13 protein-coding genes are annotated in these 13,995 nt (G+C 63.9%); 10 read left to right on the top strand and 3 right to left on the bottom strand.

Features of this window, described 5'->3' with window-relative positions; translation table 11 throughout:
• Window positions 1–323: 323 nt before the first annotated feature.
• Genes cpaB through ACT9T4_RS07715 form a run of 8 tightly spaced genes read left to right on the top strand, consistent with a single transcriptional unit; the run spans window position 324 to window position 8,577 of the window.
• On the top strand, window positions 324–1,274 hold the full coding sequence (cpaB, locus tag ACT9T4_RS07750) for a Flp pilus assembly protein CpaB (protein ID WP_499116329.1): 951 nt from the start codon (window positions 324–326) through the stop codon (window positions 1,272–1,274).
• Between the two features lie 18 nt (window positions 1,275–1,292).
• Complete coding sequence (locus ACT9T4_RS07745; protein WP_499116327.1) at window positions 1,293–2,540, top strand: type II and III secretion system protein family protein; 1,248 nt, start codon at window positions 1,293–1,295, stop codon at window positions 2,538–2,540.
• Window positions 2,541–2,549: 9 nt separating this feature from the next.
• On the top strand, window positions 2,550–3,719 hold the full coding sequence (locus ACT9T4_RS07740) for a CpaE/TadZ family protein (RefSeq protein WP_042555860.1): 1,170 nt from the start codon (window positions 2,550–2,552) through the stop codon (window positions 3,717–3,719).
• Window positions 3,716–4,957 carry a TadA family conjugal transfer-associated ATPase gene (locus ACT9T4_RS07735; protein WP_042555861.1) on the top strand — a complete coding sequence of 414 codons (1,242 nt, stop codon included), beginning with the start codon at window positions 3,716–3,718 and terminating at the stop codon, window positions 4,955–4,957. Before ACT9T4_RS07740 ends, ACT9T4_RS07735 begins: the two co-directional genes overlap by 4 nt.
• A 31-nt stretch (window positions 4,958–4,988) precedes the next feature.
• Window positions 4,989–5,870, top strand: a complete 882-nt coding sequence (locus ACT9T4_RS07730; RefSeq protein WP_042555862.1) for a type II secretion system F family protein — start codon at window positions 4,989–4,991, stop codon at window positions 5,868–5,870.
• Window positions 5,870–6,760: a type II secretion system F family protein gene (locus tag ACT9T4_RS07725; RefSeq protein WP_042555863.1), complete on the top strand. Its 891-nt coding sequence runs from the start codon at window positions 5,870–5,872 to the stop codon at window positions 6,758–6,760. The genes ACT9T4_RS07730 and ACT9T4_RS07725 overlap by 1 nt, the downstream gene beginning before the upstream one ends.
• Entirely contained in the window at window positions 6,757–8,262 is a 1,506-nt protein-coding gene (locus tag ACT9T4_RS07720; RefSeq protein ID WP_499116323.1) for a tetratricopeptide repeat protein, read from the top strand. The genes ACT9T4_RS07725 and ACT9T4_RS07720 overlap by 4 nt, the downstream gene beginning before the upstream one ends.
• Window positions 8,263–8,298: 36 nt before the next feature.
• Window positions 8,299–8,577: a DUF3613 domain-containing protein gene (locus ACT9T4_RS07715; RefSeq protein WP_179539413.1), complete on the top strand. Its 279-nt coding sequence runs from the start codon at window positions 8,299–8,301 to the stop codon at window positions 8,575–8,577.
• Between the two features lie 122 nt (window positions 8,578–8,699).
• Here ACT9T4_RS07715 and ACT9T4_RS07710 read toward each other — a convergent pair whose 3' ends face one another.
• Together ACT9T4_RS07710 and ACT9T4_RS07705 are read right to left on the bottom strand one after the other, a co-directional pair.
• Complete coding sequence (locus ACT9T4_RS07710; RefSeq protein WP_042555865.1) at window positions 8,700–9,416, bottom strand: response regulator transcription factor; 717 nt, start codon at window positions 9,414–9,416, stop codon at window positions 8,700–8,702.
• 183 nt (window positions 9,417–9,599) lie between these two features.
• Window positions 9,600–10,073, bottom strand: a complete 474-nt coding sequence (locus ACT9T4_RS07705) for a prepilin peptidase (RefSeq protein WP_499116320.1) — start codon at window positions 10,071–10,073, stop codon at window positions 9,600–9,602.
• 103 nt (window positions 10,074–10,176) lie between these two features.
• Between ACT9T4_RS07705 and ACT9T4_RS07700 the strand changes: the two genes are divergently transcribed.
• Window positions 10,177–12,900, top strand: a complete 2,724-nt coding sequence (locus ACT9T4_RS07700) for a PAS domain-containing sensor histidine kinase (RefSeq protein ID WP_499116318.1) — start codon at window positions 10,177–10,179, stop codon at window positions 12,898–12,900.
• A gap of 1 nt (window position 12,901) precedes the next feature.
• On the top strand, window positions 12,902–13,216 hold the full coding sequence (locus ACT9T4_RS07695; protein ID WP_499116317.1) for a hypothetical protein: 315 nt from the start codon (window positions 12,902–12,904) through the stop codon (window positions 13,214–13,216).
• On the opposite strand, the gene cobM is transcribed toward ACT9T4_RS07695, so the two are convergent.
• Window positions 13,179–13,952 carry a precorrin-4 C(11)-methyltransferase gene (cobM, locus tag ACT9T4_RS07690; protein ID WP_179539409.1) on the bottom strand — a complete coding sequence of 258 codons (774 nt, stop codon included), beginning with the start codon at window positions 13,950–13,952 and terminating at the stop codon, window positions 13,179–13,181. The genes ACT9T4_RS07695 and cobM overlap by 38 nt on opposite strands.
• Window positions 13,953–13,995: the final 43 nt, after the last annotated feature.

Genomic DNA, 13,995 nt, shown 5'->3' with positions numbered 1-13,995 from the left:
TGGCGTGCGGCAGTTCGCAAACTCACCTTGGTATTATATAGAAAGTATTAATTACAACTATAAGTCCTAATGAATTCAAGGCTTAAGATCATAGTCATGAAGCGCTATTGTATAAGCGTCAGTGCTCTGACTACTATGCAGCGACGAACGGCATGATCTATTGATAGTTGGGTTCGCTATAAGTTTCCGGAAAATCTTATTAAAGTGGAAAGCCGAGTTGCCGATATTCAACACGGTTCGATTTCCCCGCCTATCGTTATCCAGCATGAACATCGCGTTGTGCCGAGGTCTTGCAGTTCTATGGCTACAAGGAGTGTGCTGTCATGAATAGCCGATTGACGCTGGTGCTGGCCGGCGTGCTGCTGGTCGGTGCCGTAATCACCGGGTATTGGGGGCTGAGCCTGAGCCGAGGCCCCGTGCAGCCAGCGCCGGCGCCAGAGGCTACATCCGCGCCCGTTCCGACCGAGGTCAGGAGCCAACTGCAGACCCAGGTCGACGATCAGCAGCGCAGCAGCGTCGTGGTGCTGGCTCGTGATGTACAGCCAATGACCCCGATCACCCGCGACGATCTCGCCGTGGAACGTCTGCGCATCGCGCCGCCGGGAAGTTTCGCCAAGCCGGAGGCGTTGCTGGGGCGTACGTTGTGGCGACACACCACGGCCGGTACGGTCTTGAATCAGGCCACGTTCGAGATGGGCGGGCCGCTGGCCCGCATGATTCGCCCTCAGGAACGGGCCATTGCCGTGGCGGTGGATGAAGTCATTGGCGGCGGTGGGCATCTGAGCCCCGGCGATTACGTGGACGTGCTGCTGTATCTGCGCCAGGACGAGAACAATCAGGACCAGACCGCTCAGGTGCTGATCCCGGCGCTGCGGCTGCTTAGCGTAGGGGGCGTACTGGGGGCCACCAATCAGGGGGAGGCGGCGCAACCGCCGGTGGACGACGATGAAGAGCGCCGCCGGCGTCGTTCACCCACCACCGCCGTTCTGGCCGTGCCCGAGGCGCTGCTGACACGCTTCATGCTGGCCACTCAGGTCGGCAGCCTGCGCCTGGCCGTGCGCAGCGCGGATGAAAAACTGCTCGCCGGTTACTACGCGGGTGATGAGCCGAAGGCGGCAATCGCCGAGGCGCAACGGCAACTGTTCCAGTTCGAGAAACTGGCGCTACGTGGCACGACGCCTCAACCGCAGCCTGGGGTGGCGGTACAGCGTGCCTCCGCGCCTGCCGGCATTCCGGTGTATCGCGGCAATGATGCCACTCGGCAAACTCCCTGACGGGCAAGGACTCGACCCATGAACGATGCCAACCGTAGTCCGTGCCGCTCGCACCTGGCGTTATGCCTGGTGGGCGCGCTGCTGGGCCTGCCATCCGGGGCATTCGCTTCCTGTGCGGGCCTCGAGCCGGTGCCGGCGGTGCTCGAGGTGACACAGGGCATGCAGCGCGAGCTGCGCTTTGCGGTCCCGATCACGCGCCTGGCCATCGCCGATCCGGAGGTCGCCGATGTGAGCCTCAATGGCAAGGACAGCTTTCTGCTACTGGGCAAGCGTGGCGGCACTACCAGCCTGATGGTATGGACACGTTGCGACCTCGAGCCCAGGCAGAGCATGGTGGCCGTGCAGGGCGCGGCGACCGCTGCGGTCGCCGAGCCGGTTGTGCGTCACGATGAGGACATGGTGCCGAGCCAGGTGCAGACCGATATCCGCTTCGTCGAGGTCAGGCGCAGCAAGCTGCGTGAAGTCGGGCTGCGTATCTTCGGCACGGCCTCGAACAACTTTCTGATCGGCGCCCCCGGTACCGGGCCGGCGACGGTGCCCGTAGGTGGGGTTGGTGGAGTGGGGCCTGGGGCTGCTTTCCCGCTCTCGCGCGATGGTTTCAATATCGTCTGGGGCGGTGGCAGCAGCAAATTCCTGCTGGGGCTGGATGCGTTGGAGAACAGCGGCTTCGCTTACACCCTGGCTCGCCCGAGCCTGGTGTCTCTCAATGGCCAGAGCGCGAGTTTTCTCGCTGGCGGCGAATTTCCCATACCGGTGCCCAGCAGCGGCAGCGATTCGCTCTCCATCGAGTACAAGGAGTTCGGCGTACGCCTGACGCTCACGCCGACCGTGGTCGGCCGCAACCGTATCAGCCTCAAGGTCGCCCCCGAAGTCAGCGAACTGGACTTCACCGCCGGCATTACCATCGCCGGTACGCAGGTGCCTGCGCTGAACGTACGGCGCACCGACACCAGCGTTTCCCTGGCCGATGGCGAGAGCTTCATCATCAGCGGGCTGATCTCCACCAACAGTTCCTCGACTGTGGATAAGTTGCCTTTCCTTGGTGACGTGCCGGTGCTCGGCGCGTTCTTTCGCTCCTCGCGAATCGAGCGCGAGGAGCGTGAATTGCTGATGGTGGTCACGCCGCGTCTGGTGCAACCGATGGCGGCCGACGCCGAGCTACCGGAATTGCCGGGCGAGCAATTGCGTAACTACGACCCGGGCGTGTTCCGGCAACTGTTCCTCGAGAACGGCGACTTTCACCGGGCTGACGGCTTGTCGCGTTAGGGAGTGGGCATGGAACAGATTTTTCTCGCACAGACCCGCCGCAAGCAGGACCTCGAATGGCTACAGGCCGCCCTGGCTGGTCAGGGGCAGGTGCTCAATGTCGGCGAGACGCTCGACGAAGTGCTCGGGTTGATGGACATGACCGGCAGTTGCCTGGTGTTCGTCGGCCTCAGTCGTGAAGGGCAGACGGCCCAGAGCGCGCTGATCGAATCGCTGCTCGACGCGCGGCCGATGGTCGTGGTGGTGGCCCTGGGCGATGGTCTGGACAACCAGCTGGTACTCAACGCCATGCGAGCCGGAGCCCGGGATTTCATCGCCTACGGTTCACGCAGCAGTGAAGTGCTGGGGCTGGTTCGCCGTCTGACGCAGCGCCTGCCGCAATTGCCGCCGTCCCGCGACCAGGGCGAACTGACGCTGTTGTGTGGCCTGCAACCGGATGCCGACGCCGCGCTGCTGGCCGTGCACCTGGCGCTACAGGTTCAGGCTCGCGGCCAGCGCACGTTGTTCATCGACCTCGGGGTGCCGAGAGGAGAGAGCCTGGAGCTGTTCGGGCTGGAATCATCGTTCTGTTTTGGCGATGCGCTGCGCAATATTCGTCGTCTCGATTCGAACCTGATCGAAAGCGCCTTCGCCCGGCATCCCGATGGCCTGCGCGTGCTGCCCCACGGGCCGGATGACGATGCGCTGGAGCGGTTCAGCCTTGGCGAGCTGTTCCTGCTGCTGGGCAGTTTGCGTCAGCATTTCCAGCACGTGGTAGTGAACCTCTGCGGTCAGCCGGACTGCGATGGCCTGCGCTCCTTCGCCACCCACGCCCAGCGCCTGTTCTGGTGCATCGATCAGAGCGTGCCCAACTGCCGCCGCAACCTGGCTCTGCTGGCGCTCTGGCGTGGCAAGGGCATCAAGCTCGACCATGCACGGCTGCTGGTCGACCGCTATCAACCAAGCGTGGCGCCTGGCCTGCAGGAGTTGAGCAGAACCTTTGCGCTGCCCCTGGAAGCTGGCCTGCCGTTGAGCCCGGTCACTCGCCTCAAGGCCAAGAATCAGGGCGTGCCCCTGTACGAGTTCGCCCCCCGTGATGGCCTCACCCAGGGGCTGCTGGCGCTCGCCAACGGCGTGGTCGAGCACAAGCAGGGTGGCTCCGGGCGCTGGTGGCAACGCATGTTGAGGGTCGGCTCATGACGATTGGTCCGTTCGGTGGCGATGGTGCGCGAATCGGTGTGCAGGATCTCAAGCCGGTGCTGCACCGTTACCTGATCGACGCCCTGGAAGAGAAGGGCGAAAACCTTCTGGAGGGTACCCGCACCTCGCTGGCGAGCTTCGTCAGCGAGCAGGTCAGCGACTATGTCAGTCGTCGGCAGATCGCCATCTCCCGCTATGAGGTGGATCGTCTCGCCGAGGAGCTGGTGGACGAACTGACCGGTTTCGGCCCGCTGGAGATCCTCCTCAAGGACGAAGGCGTGACCGAGATTCTGGTCAACGGGCCACACCGGGTGTTCATCGAGCGCGGCGGTGTGCTGCAGCTCAGTGACCTGCGTTTCATCGACGATCAGCACGTGCTGCGGGTAATCCAGCGCATCCTGGCCCCGGTGGGCAGGCGGCTCGACGAATCCTCGCCGATGGTCGATGCGCGCATGCCAGATGGCAGCCGTATCAACGCGATCATCCCGCCGGTGGCCCTGGACGGCCCCTGCATCTCGGTGCGCAAGTTCCGCAAGGACATGCTGCGCAGCGCCGACCTGCTGGCCAGCAACTCGCTGGATCAGGCCATGCTCAGTTGCCTGGAGCTGATGGTCAGGCGCCGCTGCAACATCATGGTCAGCGGCGGCACCGGTACCGGCAAGACCACCTTGCTGAACATGCTCAGCCAGATGATCGACCCACGCGAGCGGATCGTCACCATCGAAGACACCGCCGAGCTGGGGCTCAATCATGACCACGTGGTGCGTCTGGAAACCCGGCCGCCGAATGCCGAGGGTTACGGTGAGGTGGGCGCCCGGGAGCTGGTGCGCAACGCCCTGCGCATGCGCCCGGATCGCATCGTGCTCGGCGAGATTCGCGGCGTCGAAGTGCTCGACGTGCTGACCGCGATGAACACCGGTCACGATGGTTCGATGAGCACCGTGCACGCCAACAATGCTCAGGATGCCCTGCTGCGTCTGGAGACCCTGGTGGGTTTCTCCGGTGCCACGATGGCCGAGCGCACCCTGCGGCAGATGATCTGCGCGGCGCTGGACGTGGTGATCCAGCTGACCCGTCTGCCGGATGGCCGTCGTTGCGTCAGTGAGGTGGTCGAGGTGCTCGGCCTGCGCGAGGATCAGTACGTCACCAACACCCTGTTCCGGCTCGATCGCAGTGGTACCGGCACGTTCTGCCGGGATGCGCCGAACCCGGCTGGGCACAAGATGCGCCGCGACTGAGCGGGCGGCCCAGGTGCCAAGGAGAGCTTGAATGAACGCATCGATGCTGCTGGGGGTGATCTGCCTGATCTTGCTCGGGGCGGGCCTGCTGATGCTGCGCAGAAGCCGTGAGCAGGCCGCCTCCGAGCAGGTCATCCAGCGCTTGCTGATGGATCAGCCGGAGCCGCTGGGGATGGTGTCCATCGGGCATGTGGATAAGTTGTTCCTGCGTGCCGGTTTCAGCAAGCCGCGTCAGGGTCTTGGTCTCTGGTTGTTCATCTGGCTGCTCGGCGCGCTGATGGGCCTGATCGTCGGTCATTGGCTCGGCCTGCTGATCATGTTGCTGTTACCGCTGCTGCTGGGGCGTCTGTTCATCGCCTTGCGGTATCGCCGTCGGCTGTTGCGCATGATCGAGCAACTGCCGGTCTTTCTCGACCATGTGATCCGCAGCCTGAAGTCCGGGCGTGCGCTGGGTGACGCGCTGATGCTGGCCATGGAGACCGCCCCCGAGCCACTGCGTGGGGCGATGGCGCGCACTCGCCGTAACGTGCTGCGCGGTATGGGCCTGGGCGATGCCCTGCAGGATTTCGCCGACCTCTACGAGCGTGAAGAATTCCAGGTGCTGGCGCTCGGGGTCAGGGTCAATCAGCGTTATGGCGGCAACAGCACCGAGCTGCTGAACAACCTGATCCGGCTGATCCGCGAGCGCGAACAGAGCGCTCGCAAACTGCGCGCGCTGACCGGCGAAACCCGCATCAGCGCCTATGTGATGGGCGGCCTGCCGCTGGCGCTGGCCTGCTATATCTTCGTCACCAACCCGCAATTCATGCTGGGCATGTGGCAGGAGTCCACGGGGCGTATGGTGCTGCTGCTGGCGTTCGTGCTGCAGGCCCTCGGCAGCTTCTCGCTGTGGCGCATGCTGAGGAGTTTGTGATGGGTGGTCTTCTCCTGCTCAGCGCGTTGCTGCAACTGCTGCTCGCAGTGCTGTTCATCTACCTGGCCTATGGCGATCTGCGTGCCCGCCGGCAATTCAGCCAGCGCATGGGCACAGTCTCGCGGGTGTCCGGTGGCGGCGTGATGCGCGGCATCGGCGGCAGTTCCCTGGGGCGGCGTACCCTGAGCATGGATAGCGAAACGGTGCAGTTGCTCAATCGCCTGGGCTGGCGCAAGCGCAATCAGCAATCGATGTTCTCGGCCATCCAGTTGGGCACGCCCATCGTATTGTTGCTATTGGTGGTGATCGTCGAGCTACTCTTGAACAAGGCACCGCAACCGATCTGGCTGGCGCCGGTGTTCGCGCTCGGTATCGGTTACCTGATCCCCAAGCGCTGGCTGGCCATGGCGGCCAGGCGTCGGCAGGAACAATTGGCCGAAGAGGTGACCACGTTCATTCCCCTGCTGCGCATCCTGTTCGATGTCGGCATGACCGTGGAGCAGGGGCTGCGGGTGCTCGCCAAGGAGTCCGAGGGCATCCTGCCGAACCTCAGTGCAGAGCTGCGTCAGGTGCTGGCGCGGGTCGATGCAGGGCTCGAACTGGGCCGCGAATTACGTGACATGGCGGCCCTGCTGGAAGTCTACGAGGTCACCGATTGCGTAGTGATCCTTGAACAGCTTATCGTCCAGGGCGGCGGGGCCATGGCCTCGCTGCTGCGGCTCAAGGAGCTGATCGATGATCGGCATCATACGGCTCTCGAAGAAAGAGTTTCCAAATTGTCCGGGAAGATGTCCGTGATCATGATGATCTTCCTGTTCCCGGCATTGTTGATCGTATTGGCAGGGCCCGGATTTATCGCGATCGTCGGGGCTCTTGGGGAGTTGAAATGAAGCGTGTAGTGACCGTGGTTGGGGTGGTGGGATTGTTGGCTGGTTGCGCGAGCAGCCCGGCCCAGTCCCCCTGGTTGATGAGCAGGGGCGCGGCGATCCCGATGACCTGTGCGCCGTTGTCCCAGGACCAGGAGCTGGCCCTCAATCTGGCTCAGAAAACCGCCGATGAAGGGCGGCTGCACGCTGCATTGGCCAACCTGGAGCGCCTGCCCAGCGGACTGCCCCAGGCGAACCTGTACAAGGCGCGCATTCTGCGCTCGCTGAACCGCCCGGAAGCCCAGGCGCTTTATACCAGCCTGCTCGGTACCTGCCTCAAGGCTCAGGGTGAACACGGCCTCGGCCAGCTCGCCAGCGCTCAGGGCCGTTACCAGGAAGCGCTCGAGCATCTGCGCCTGGCGGCCAATCTGGACCCGACCAGCGATACCATCCGCAACGACCTGGGTGTGGTGTACATGAACCTCGGTCGCATGGATGAAGCGCGCTTCGAGCTGCTGACCGCACTGGAGCTCAATGAGACGGAGAAACAGCCGGCACTCAACCTGCTGACCCTGCTGATCTTCCAGGGCAACCTGCCGCAGGCCAGTGCGCTGGCCCAACGCATGGGCTTCTCCGCCAGTGAGTTTCGCACGGCGGAGCAGCGTGCCCAGACATTGCGCAGCCAGATCGGTGTAGCCGGTGCCGCTGCGGCAAAGCCCGACACCCCGACGCCAGCCAGCGGCGCTCAGCAGCGATCGCCTGCTGCCGCGACCCCGGCACCTAAGCCCGCCGAGACGCGGCCCGCTCCGGCGCAACAGCCGGTGGCCCCTGTCGTTGCGGCACCTGTCGCGAAACCCGCCGATAAGCCGGTAGCGCCACAGCCGGTTGCTCAGCCCGCGGTGGCTCGTGCGGCAGAGAGCCCGGCGCGTCCCGCTCCAGCTGTTCCGGCACCGCAACTGTCCAATTTCCGCCCCGCCCCGGTCGTGCCGCTTTCCGTTGCCAGCGCCGCGAGGCCGCCAGCAGCCCCAGCGCCAGCCGTTGCTCCGGTGGTCGTGGCCGCCGCGCCGGCCGCTGCCGTCACGCGTACCGCCGTGGCTAGCGTAGCGCCGAGCCGCCAGGTAGCCGCTGCTCCGGTAGCGGTCAACCAGCCGGCAGCGCCTGCTGTAGCCGCCCCTGCGCCGGCCGCTGCCCCTGTGACCGTGGCCCAGCCGCCAGCCGCGAGTGTGGCGCCGACCCCGGCGGCGACACCTCGGATTGCCGCTCCGGCAGTAGTCCAGCCAGCGGCGCCTGCAGTGGCTGCCGCGCCAGCGGTGCCGGCTCCGGTGGCGTCTGTCGCCTCGGCTGCGCCGGCGAGCAGGAGCATCGCGTCTGCGCCGGGCTCCACGCCAGCCGCCACGCCTGCCAGTCAGGCGCGGGCAAAGATCGAAATGCGCCCTGGCCGTCTGATCGTGCCTGACGATGGCGGCTTCATCCGCGTCGAGCCCGTTGGCGATCTGCAGGGCAATGCGGTGGCCAATCAGCGCTGATTGGACGGCGCAGCAGCTATAGAAGGAGAGCACACCATGAAGGGGATGATCGTTGGCGTTGCGCTGCTGGCCTGCCTGCCGCTGGTTGGCCAGGCGGCGGGCGAGGGTGGTTCGGGTGGCCTGGTTGGCGGCGAGGTGGAGACGCAGACGGGCCATTGGCTGCGCCTGCAGCGCGAGGGACGCCTGGCGTCGTCTCATCCTCAGACATCGACACCCGCAGAACGGGAGTTGGCGCTGCAGCGTTGGCTGGATAGCCACAAGCATCCCATCCCGGAATTCTTCGAGCAGGATGCGGGTGGGAAACTGGGCGAGTAAAGGATATTGGCCGAATAGTGTATCGACGGCGTGTTACGGACTTATTATCCGTATAAATAAACGTCACACGTGACGCGTCTGTATAAGTTTCAACGCAATGCTATACCGCGCTTTTACAAAATTTACCCGTGTGAAGGATAAGACAACGCCAATTGTGTACGGTTGTGCACCCGCGTCAGTCTCAATATCTGGGACACATAAAGTTTCACGGTATTTTCGGTAATACCCAATTCGCAGGATATCTGGTAATTGGTCATCCCTTTGGCGATCAATTGAGCGACTGCCAATTGCCTTCTCGACAGCTTGTCGAAGGGCTCGGGAATGATATCCACCGAAGCGGTCATTTGCGCGACGTTCTTTATCGGTGTGGCAGGTAGCAGGTCGCTGTGCATCTCGTGCAGCGATGCCGCCAGATCCTGAATGCGCTGACGAATCTGCTGTTCCTTGGTTCGCTGTTCGACGCGCTCGTACAAACGCGTCACGCTGGCCTGCAACTCCTGCAGGTCCACCGGCTTCTGGTAGTAGTCGGAAACGCCCGCCCGCAAGGCCAGGATGACGTCCTGCTTGTCCGTGCTGCCGGTGAATATAGCGGTTTCGTAGAGTCGACCCGGGCGGGCGATACGTGCCAGTTCGCCGACCAGCTGAACCCCGGTGAGCCCTGGCATGTGCATGTCGCTGAGCACGATGCCAATCTGCTCGTCCTGCTGGAATGCCAGCAATGCATCCTCTGCACAATGGCATGCCGTAACGCCGTAACCGAGTTGCTCGAGAAACTCCGCGAGTTCCTCGACAATGATCGGTTCGTCGTCGACTATCATTATCCGCAAAGGGATTTCCATGCCAAGACTCTATGGGGAGACGGTTGATATTGAAAAACGAGAATAGCTATGCCTTAAGTTATAGTCAAAGTTATGCAGTCGAGCAGCGTGTGATTAGAAGGGGTTATCAGTTGTTGTGTTGCCATGGGCAGATCGGTATTTGTCTTTAGGTTCGACTATAAGTTGCCAGTTTTATGGCACCTGTTATTTGGCTATGAACCACAAGGTTGTAAGTGCGAATCCCAAGCACAGAAAGGGTGCATAGGGCGGCGCTTTGGCGCTGGTCGTTCTAAGCGCCACCAGGCGTTGTGGAAGGGCCTGACGGATGCCAGGCCAGATGCGCACCAGCGTGACCCATGTGATCTGTACGAGCGCGGCAGCAATCACGCTGAACAGGACATGTGCGGCATCGCTGGCAGCACCGAGGGCCACGAGCAGTTTCACGTCGGCCGAACCCATTTGCCGGCTCAGGTAGCCGGGCAGCGACAACAGGCATGCGATAGCGATCGCCAGTGCCACCGCTGGCGGGCTGGCGCCGGTCAGGCTGTTGCCTGACCACAGCAAGTAGGCCAGGGCGACGCAGAGGCCGCCCAGGGTCAGCAGGTTGGCGATCTTGCGGTGCTGAGCGTCCTGGAATGCGCAGGCGCCGAGCCAGCAGAGCAATACGATATAGGCCATGGATGCGCTGGGTGTCCGGGTTCAGGAAGGGCGATGCAGCCCGATCATGTCGACAGATATTTCGATCCGTCTGCGGCGCTAATCATGGTAGGTGGGCCGGACAATGCAAGTGTTCAAGGATTGGTTCAAGCGTGACCCCGAAGCGCAGGCGGCGCCGGAGGCGACAGTTGCACCCGTAGCGGTTTCCGCCAACAGCCCGTGTCTGAATCTTTCCATCGACGCCCTCGGGCGGGTGTTCGAGGTGTCCGGCAGCCTCTCGTACCGCCTGCCGATCGCGGTTTCCCAGGTGCTGCCGCTGGAGCAGTTGCTGCACGGCCAGAGCCGCTATCTGGTGACGGACCTGGCGGCCTTCGTGCAGCAGATGCTCGATCTTTCCTTCGTCACCCGTGACGGCAGCATCCTGCATACCCGCGGCTGGTTGAAGGCCGAAGTGCAGGGCTGGTCCCTGCAGGCCTTCGAGATCGGCGACTTTCTGGCCCGCTTGCAGGCCTGCGAACAGCGCCTGCAGGTGTTCTCGCAAATCAGCGCCGTGGCGCAGAGCATACGGGGGGCCGACCGGGTCGAGTTTCCGCGGCATGCCCACGAGTGGCTGGGCGCGATGGCCCAGGCGTTGCGACTGGCCTGCACGGCGCTGGCCCTGCCGGATGCGCAGCGGGGCGGCTGGCAGATCGTCGGTCATTACCGCGACGCGCTGACGCCGGTGTTCTGGGACGATGGCCAGCACCTGCCCCGCGAGCTGCAGCAGTACGCTGGGGACCAGCCCGTCCAATGGTTGCGCGGCGGTGCGGATGTCACCGAATGGCACGCCGCGGACTCCGTCTGGCTGGTGCCCTATGCCGATCACCAAGGGATCCGGGCCTGGCTGCTGTGCTCGCCCTACATCGCCCACCAGAGCATGCCCGAGCTCAACACCCGTGATTGGCTGGACCTCTTTGCCCATGTCGCAGCGCCCCTGCTGCAACGCCTCGACGAGCAGGGTCGCCGGGTGCATGGCGAGCGTGTGGATATCCTGCAGAATCTGCTCGGCACCGGCTGGTGGGAATACATGCCGCGCAGTGGCGCGTTTCTCCTGGCCCCCAGCCTGATGCAGCGCTTCGGTTTCGACCCACGCGCAGCGGTGGCCCTGGCCGACTGGCTGGAGCTGCTCAACCCGGCGGACCGCGACGAGTTCCGCATCCGCCTGGGGGATGCCGAGATGAGCGGTCGCGCCTTCGAACAGGTGGTGCGTCTGCGTGACGCCGCCGGGGAGCTGTGCTGGTTCCGCATCCATACGCGGATTCTCAATGCCAACGGCCAGCGGCGCATCGTCGGCGCGGTGCTGGACATCAACGACATGAAACTCAAGGAGGTGGAGGCGGATGCGGCGACCACTCGCCTGAAGAGTCTGGTCGCCAGCGCGCCAGCGCTGATCTACGTGAATCGCTACGAAGAGGGCGTCTTCGTGCCGGTGTTCTGCAGCGATAGCAGCAGCGCGTTGCTGGGCTGGACACTGGAGGATTTCGTGCAGCGCAGCATGGCCGACTTCATCCACCCCGATGACCGGGACATCTATTTCGCCCACACCCGCACGCTGCTCAGCCAGGGTGCCGCCAGCTCTCGCTATCGGCTGATCGACCGCGATGGCCGCTACCACTGGCTGCAGGACGAAGCCAAACTGCTGCGTGATGAGCGCGGTATTCCCGTGGAAGCGGTCGGCCTCTGCCTGGACGTGACCGAGGCCGCCCAGGCCGCCGAGCGGATTCGCGAGAGCGAGGAGCGCTATCGAATCCTGGTGGAAGACTCGCCGGCGATCATCTGCCGCTACCGACCCGATCTCACCCTGGTCTACGCCAACCGGCCGTTGGCGCAGTATCTGGGCATCCGCCAGGAAAACCTGCCGGGTACCAGCCTGGCGACCTATCTGTCGGCCCAGGAGCTGACCCAGTTTCGCGAGCGCCATCGGCAGCTGACGCCCGCCGAGCCGGTTTCCACGGCACTGGTGCGCATGGATCTGCCGGGGCGCGAACATATCTGGTGGGTGCTGGCCGAGCGTGCCGTGTTCGACGAGCACGGCAAGCTGCTCGAGGTGCAGGCCGTCGGGCGTGACGACACGGAACTGCAGAAGGCCCGGCAGATGCTCAATCAGAGCGCCAAGATGGCGGTGCTGGGCGAGATGGCCACCGGGCTGGCCCACGAGATCAACCAGCCGCTGAACGTCATGCGCATCGCCCTGACCAACACCCTGAAGGGTGTGGAAAACGGTTCGGCCAACCCTGATTACCTGAAGAACAAACTGGGGCGTATCGAGCAGCAGATCACCCGGGCGGCGAAGATCGTCAACCACATGCGCATCTTCGGGCGGCGCTCCGAGGTCGAGGACGATCTGTTCAGCCCCGACGAGGCCATCGAGGGCGCCCTGACGCTGATTCGCGAAGGCGAAATCGCCCGCGATATCGACCTGACCCTCGACCTCTGCGGTTCTCCACAAGTGCGTGGTCATGCCGACCAGCTCGAGCAGGTCATCATCAACCTGCTGGTCAACGCCAAGGATGCGCTGCTCAGCGCACGGGAAAAGGAGCCCGAACTGGAGCCGCGCATCCTCCTGCGCAGCGAGCTCAGCGAGGACAAGGTGGTCGTGCAGGTTCAGGACAATGCGGGCGGTATCGACCCACTGCTGCTGGATCGGGTCTTCGATCCGTTCTTCACCACCAAGCCAGTGGGCAAGGGCACCGGGCTGGGGCTGTCGGTCAGCTACGGGCTGGTCAACCAGATGGGTGGCAAGCTCAGCGTGAGCAATCAGGAGGGTGGCGCCTGCTTCCGTATCGAGCTGCCGGTGGTCGTCACCTGACATGAGCGACTGGGTGGATGCGTTGTACCGCTGTTGCGACGGCGTGCTGAGTGGCGATCAGGCGCTGATCGGGCAACTGCGCGGGGCCGGCTTCGACTGCCGTGAGGGCTGCTGGAGTTTCCGTCTGCCCGCGCTGCATGCCTGGCTGATCGATCAAACGGCCACCCGTAACGAGCCTGATTACCCGAGCTTCCTGCAGCGCCTGTACGCCAGCGATCTCAACGCTCGTCTCGCCCGCCAGGGCGCGCAGATCGTCATCGCCGACAATCGCGGCAAGGTCAGCGAGAGTCTGTATCGTCTGCAACGCCTGCCCTGAACAGGTGGCGATGGCGCTCGTTGTACAGCGCCGAGTCGGCGAAGTCGTCGGCGCCCAGCACCCTGCCGACCAGAATCAGCGCGGTGCGACGAAAGCCCTTGGCGCTGACCTTGGCCTCGATATCGGCGAGGGTGCCGAGCACCCAGTCCTGATCCGGCCAGCTGGCGCGATGCACCACCGCGATCGGGCAACTGGCCCCATAGTGAGGCAACAGGTCGCCGACGATCTTCGGCAGATGCTGAACACCCAGGTGGATCGCCATGGTCGCACCGTGCCGCGCCAGATCGTGCAACTGCTCGCCTTCGGGCATCGGTGATTTGCTGGCATAGCGGGTGAGGATCACCGTCTGGGAAACCGCCGGCAGCGTCAGCTCGCTTTCCAGCAGTGCGGCGCAGGCTGCCGTGGCCGTGACGCCGGGGATGATCTCGAAGGGAATGCTCAGGGCGCGCAGGTGACGAATCTGCTCACCGATGGCGCCGTACAGAGATGGGTCTCCCGAATGCACCCGTGCCACGTCCTCGCCGCGTGCATGAGCCGCCTGCAGCAGGGCGACGATTTCATCGAGATGCAATTCGGCGGTGTTCACCACCAGGCTGGCCTGATGGCCGTCGAGCAGCGCTTCCGGCACCAGGGAGCCGGCGTAGAGAATTACCGGGCAGGAGCGAATCAGGCGCTGGCCCTTCACGGTGATCAGTTCGGGGTCGCCGGGGCCGGCGCCGATGAAGTAGACGGTCATGCGAATCCTGGGTGTAGGGTGGAAGAGGCTTTTCTCCTCCACC

Source organism: Pseudomonas sp. SZ40 (assembly GCF_052958135.1).
This window is presented reverse-complemented; position numbering and strand designations above follow the sequence as displayed.

Bases quoted from the DNA above. Each gene is read 5' to 3' on its own strand.
- ACT9T4_RS07715 (WP_179539413.1), top strand. From the start codon at position 8,299: ATGAAGGGGATGATCGTTGGCGTTGCGCTGCTGGCCTGCCTGCCGCTG.
- ACT9T4_RS07730 (WP_042555862.1), top strand. From the start codon at position 4,989: ATGAACGCATCGATGCTGCTGGGGGTGATCTGCCTGATCTTGCTCGGG.
- ACT9T4_RS07725 (WP_042555863.1), top strand. From the start codon at position 5,870: ATGGGTGGTCTTCTCCTGCTCAGCGCGTTGCTGCAACTGCTGCTCGCA.
- ACT9T4_RS07745 (WP_499116327.1), top strand. From the start codon at position 1,293: ATGAACGATGCCAACCGTAGTCCGTGCCGCTCGCACCTGGCGTTATGC.
- cobM (WP_179539409.1), bottom strand. From the start codon at position 13,952: ATGACCGTCTACTTCATCGGCGCCGGCCCCGGCGACCCCGAACTGATC.
- ACT9T4_RS07710 (WP_042555865.1), bottom strand. From the start codon at position 9,416: ATGGAAATCCCTTTGCGGATAATGATAGTCGACGACGAACCGATCATT.
- ACT9T4_RS07700 (WP_499116318.1), top strand. From the start codon at position 10,177: ATGCAAGTGTTCAAGGATTGGTTCAAGCGTGACCCCGAAGCGCAGGCG.
- ACT9T4_RS07740 (WP_042555860.1), top strand. From the start codon at position 2,550: ATGGAACAGATTTTTCTCGCACAGACCCGCCGCAAGCAGGACCTCGAA.
- ACT9T4_RS07695 (WP_499116317.1), top strand. From the start codon at position 12,902: ATGAGCGACTGGGTGGATGCGTTGTACCGCTGTTGCGACGGCGTGCTG.
- ACT9T4_RS07705 (WP_499116320.1), bottom strand. From the start codon at position 10,073: ATGGCCTATATCGTATTGCTCTGCTGGCTCGGCGCCTGCGCATTCCAG.
- ACT9T4_RS07735 (WP_042555861.1), top strand. From the start codon at position 3,716: ATGACGATTGGTCCGTTCGGTGGCGATGGTGCGCGAATCGGTGTGCAG.
- cpaB (WP_499116329.1), top strand. From the start codon at position 324: ATGAATAGCCGATTGACGCTGGTGCTGGCCGGCGTGCTGCTGGTCGGT.
- ACT9T4_RS07720 (WP_499116323.1), top strand. From the start codon at position 6,757: ATGAAGCGTGTAGTGACCGTGGTTGGGGTGGTGGGATTGTTGGCTGGT.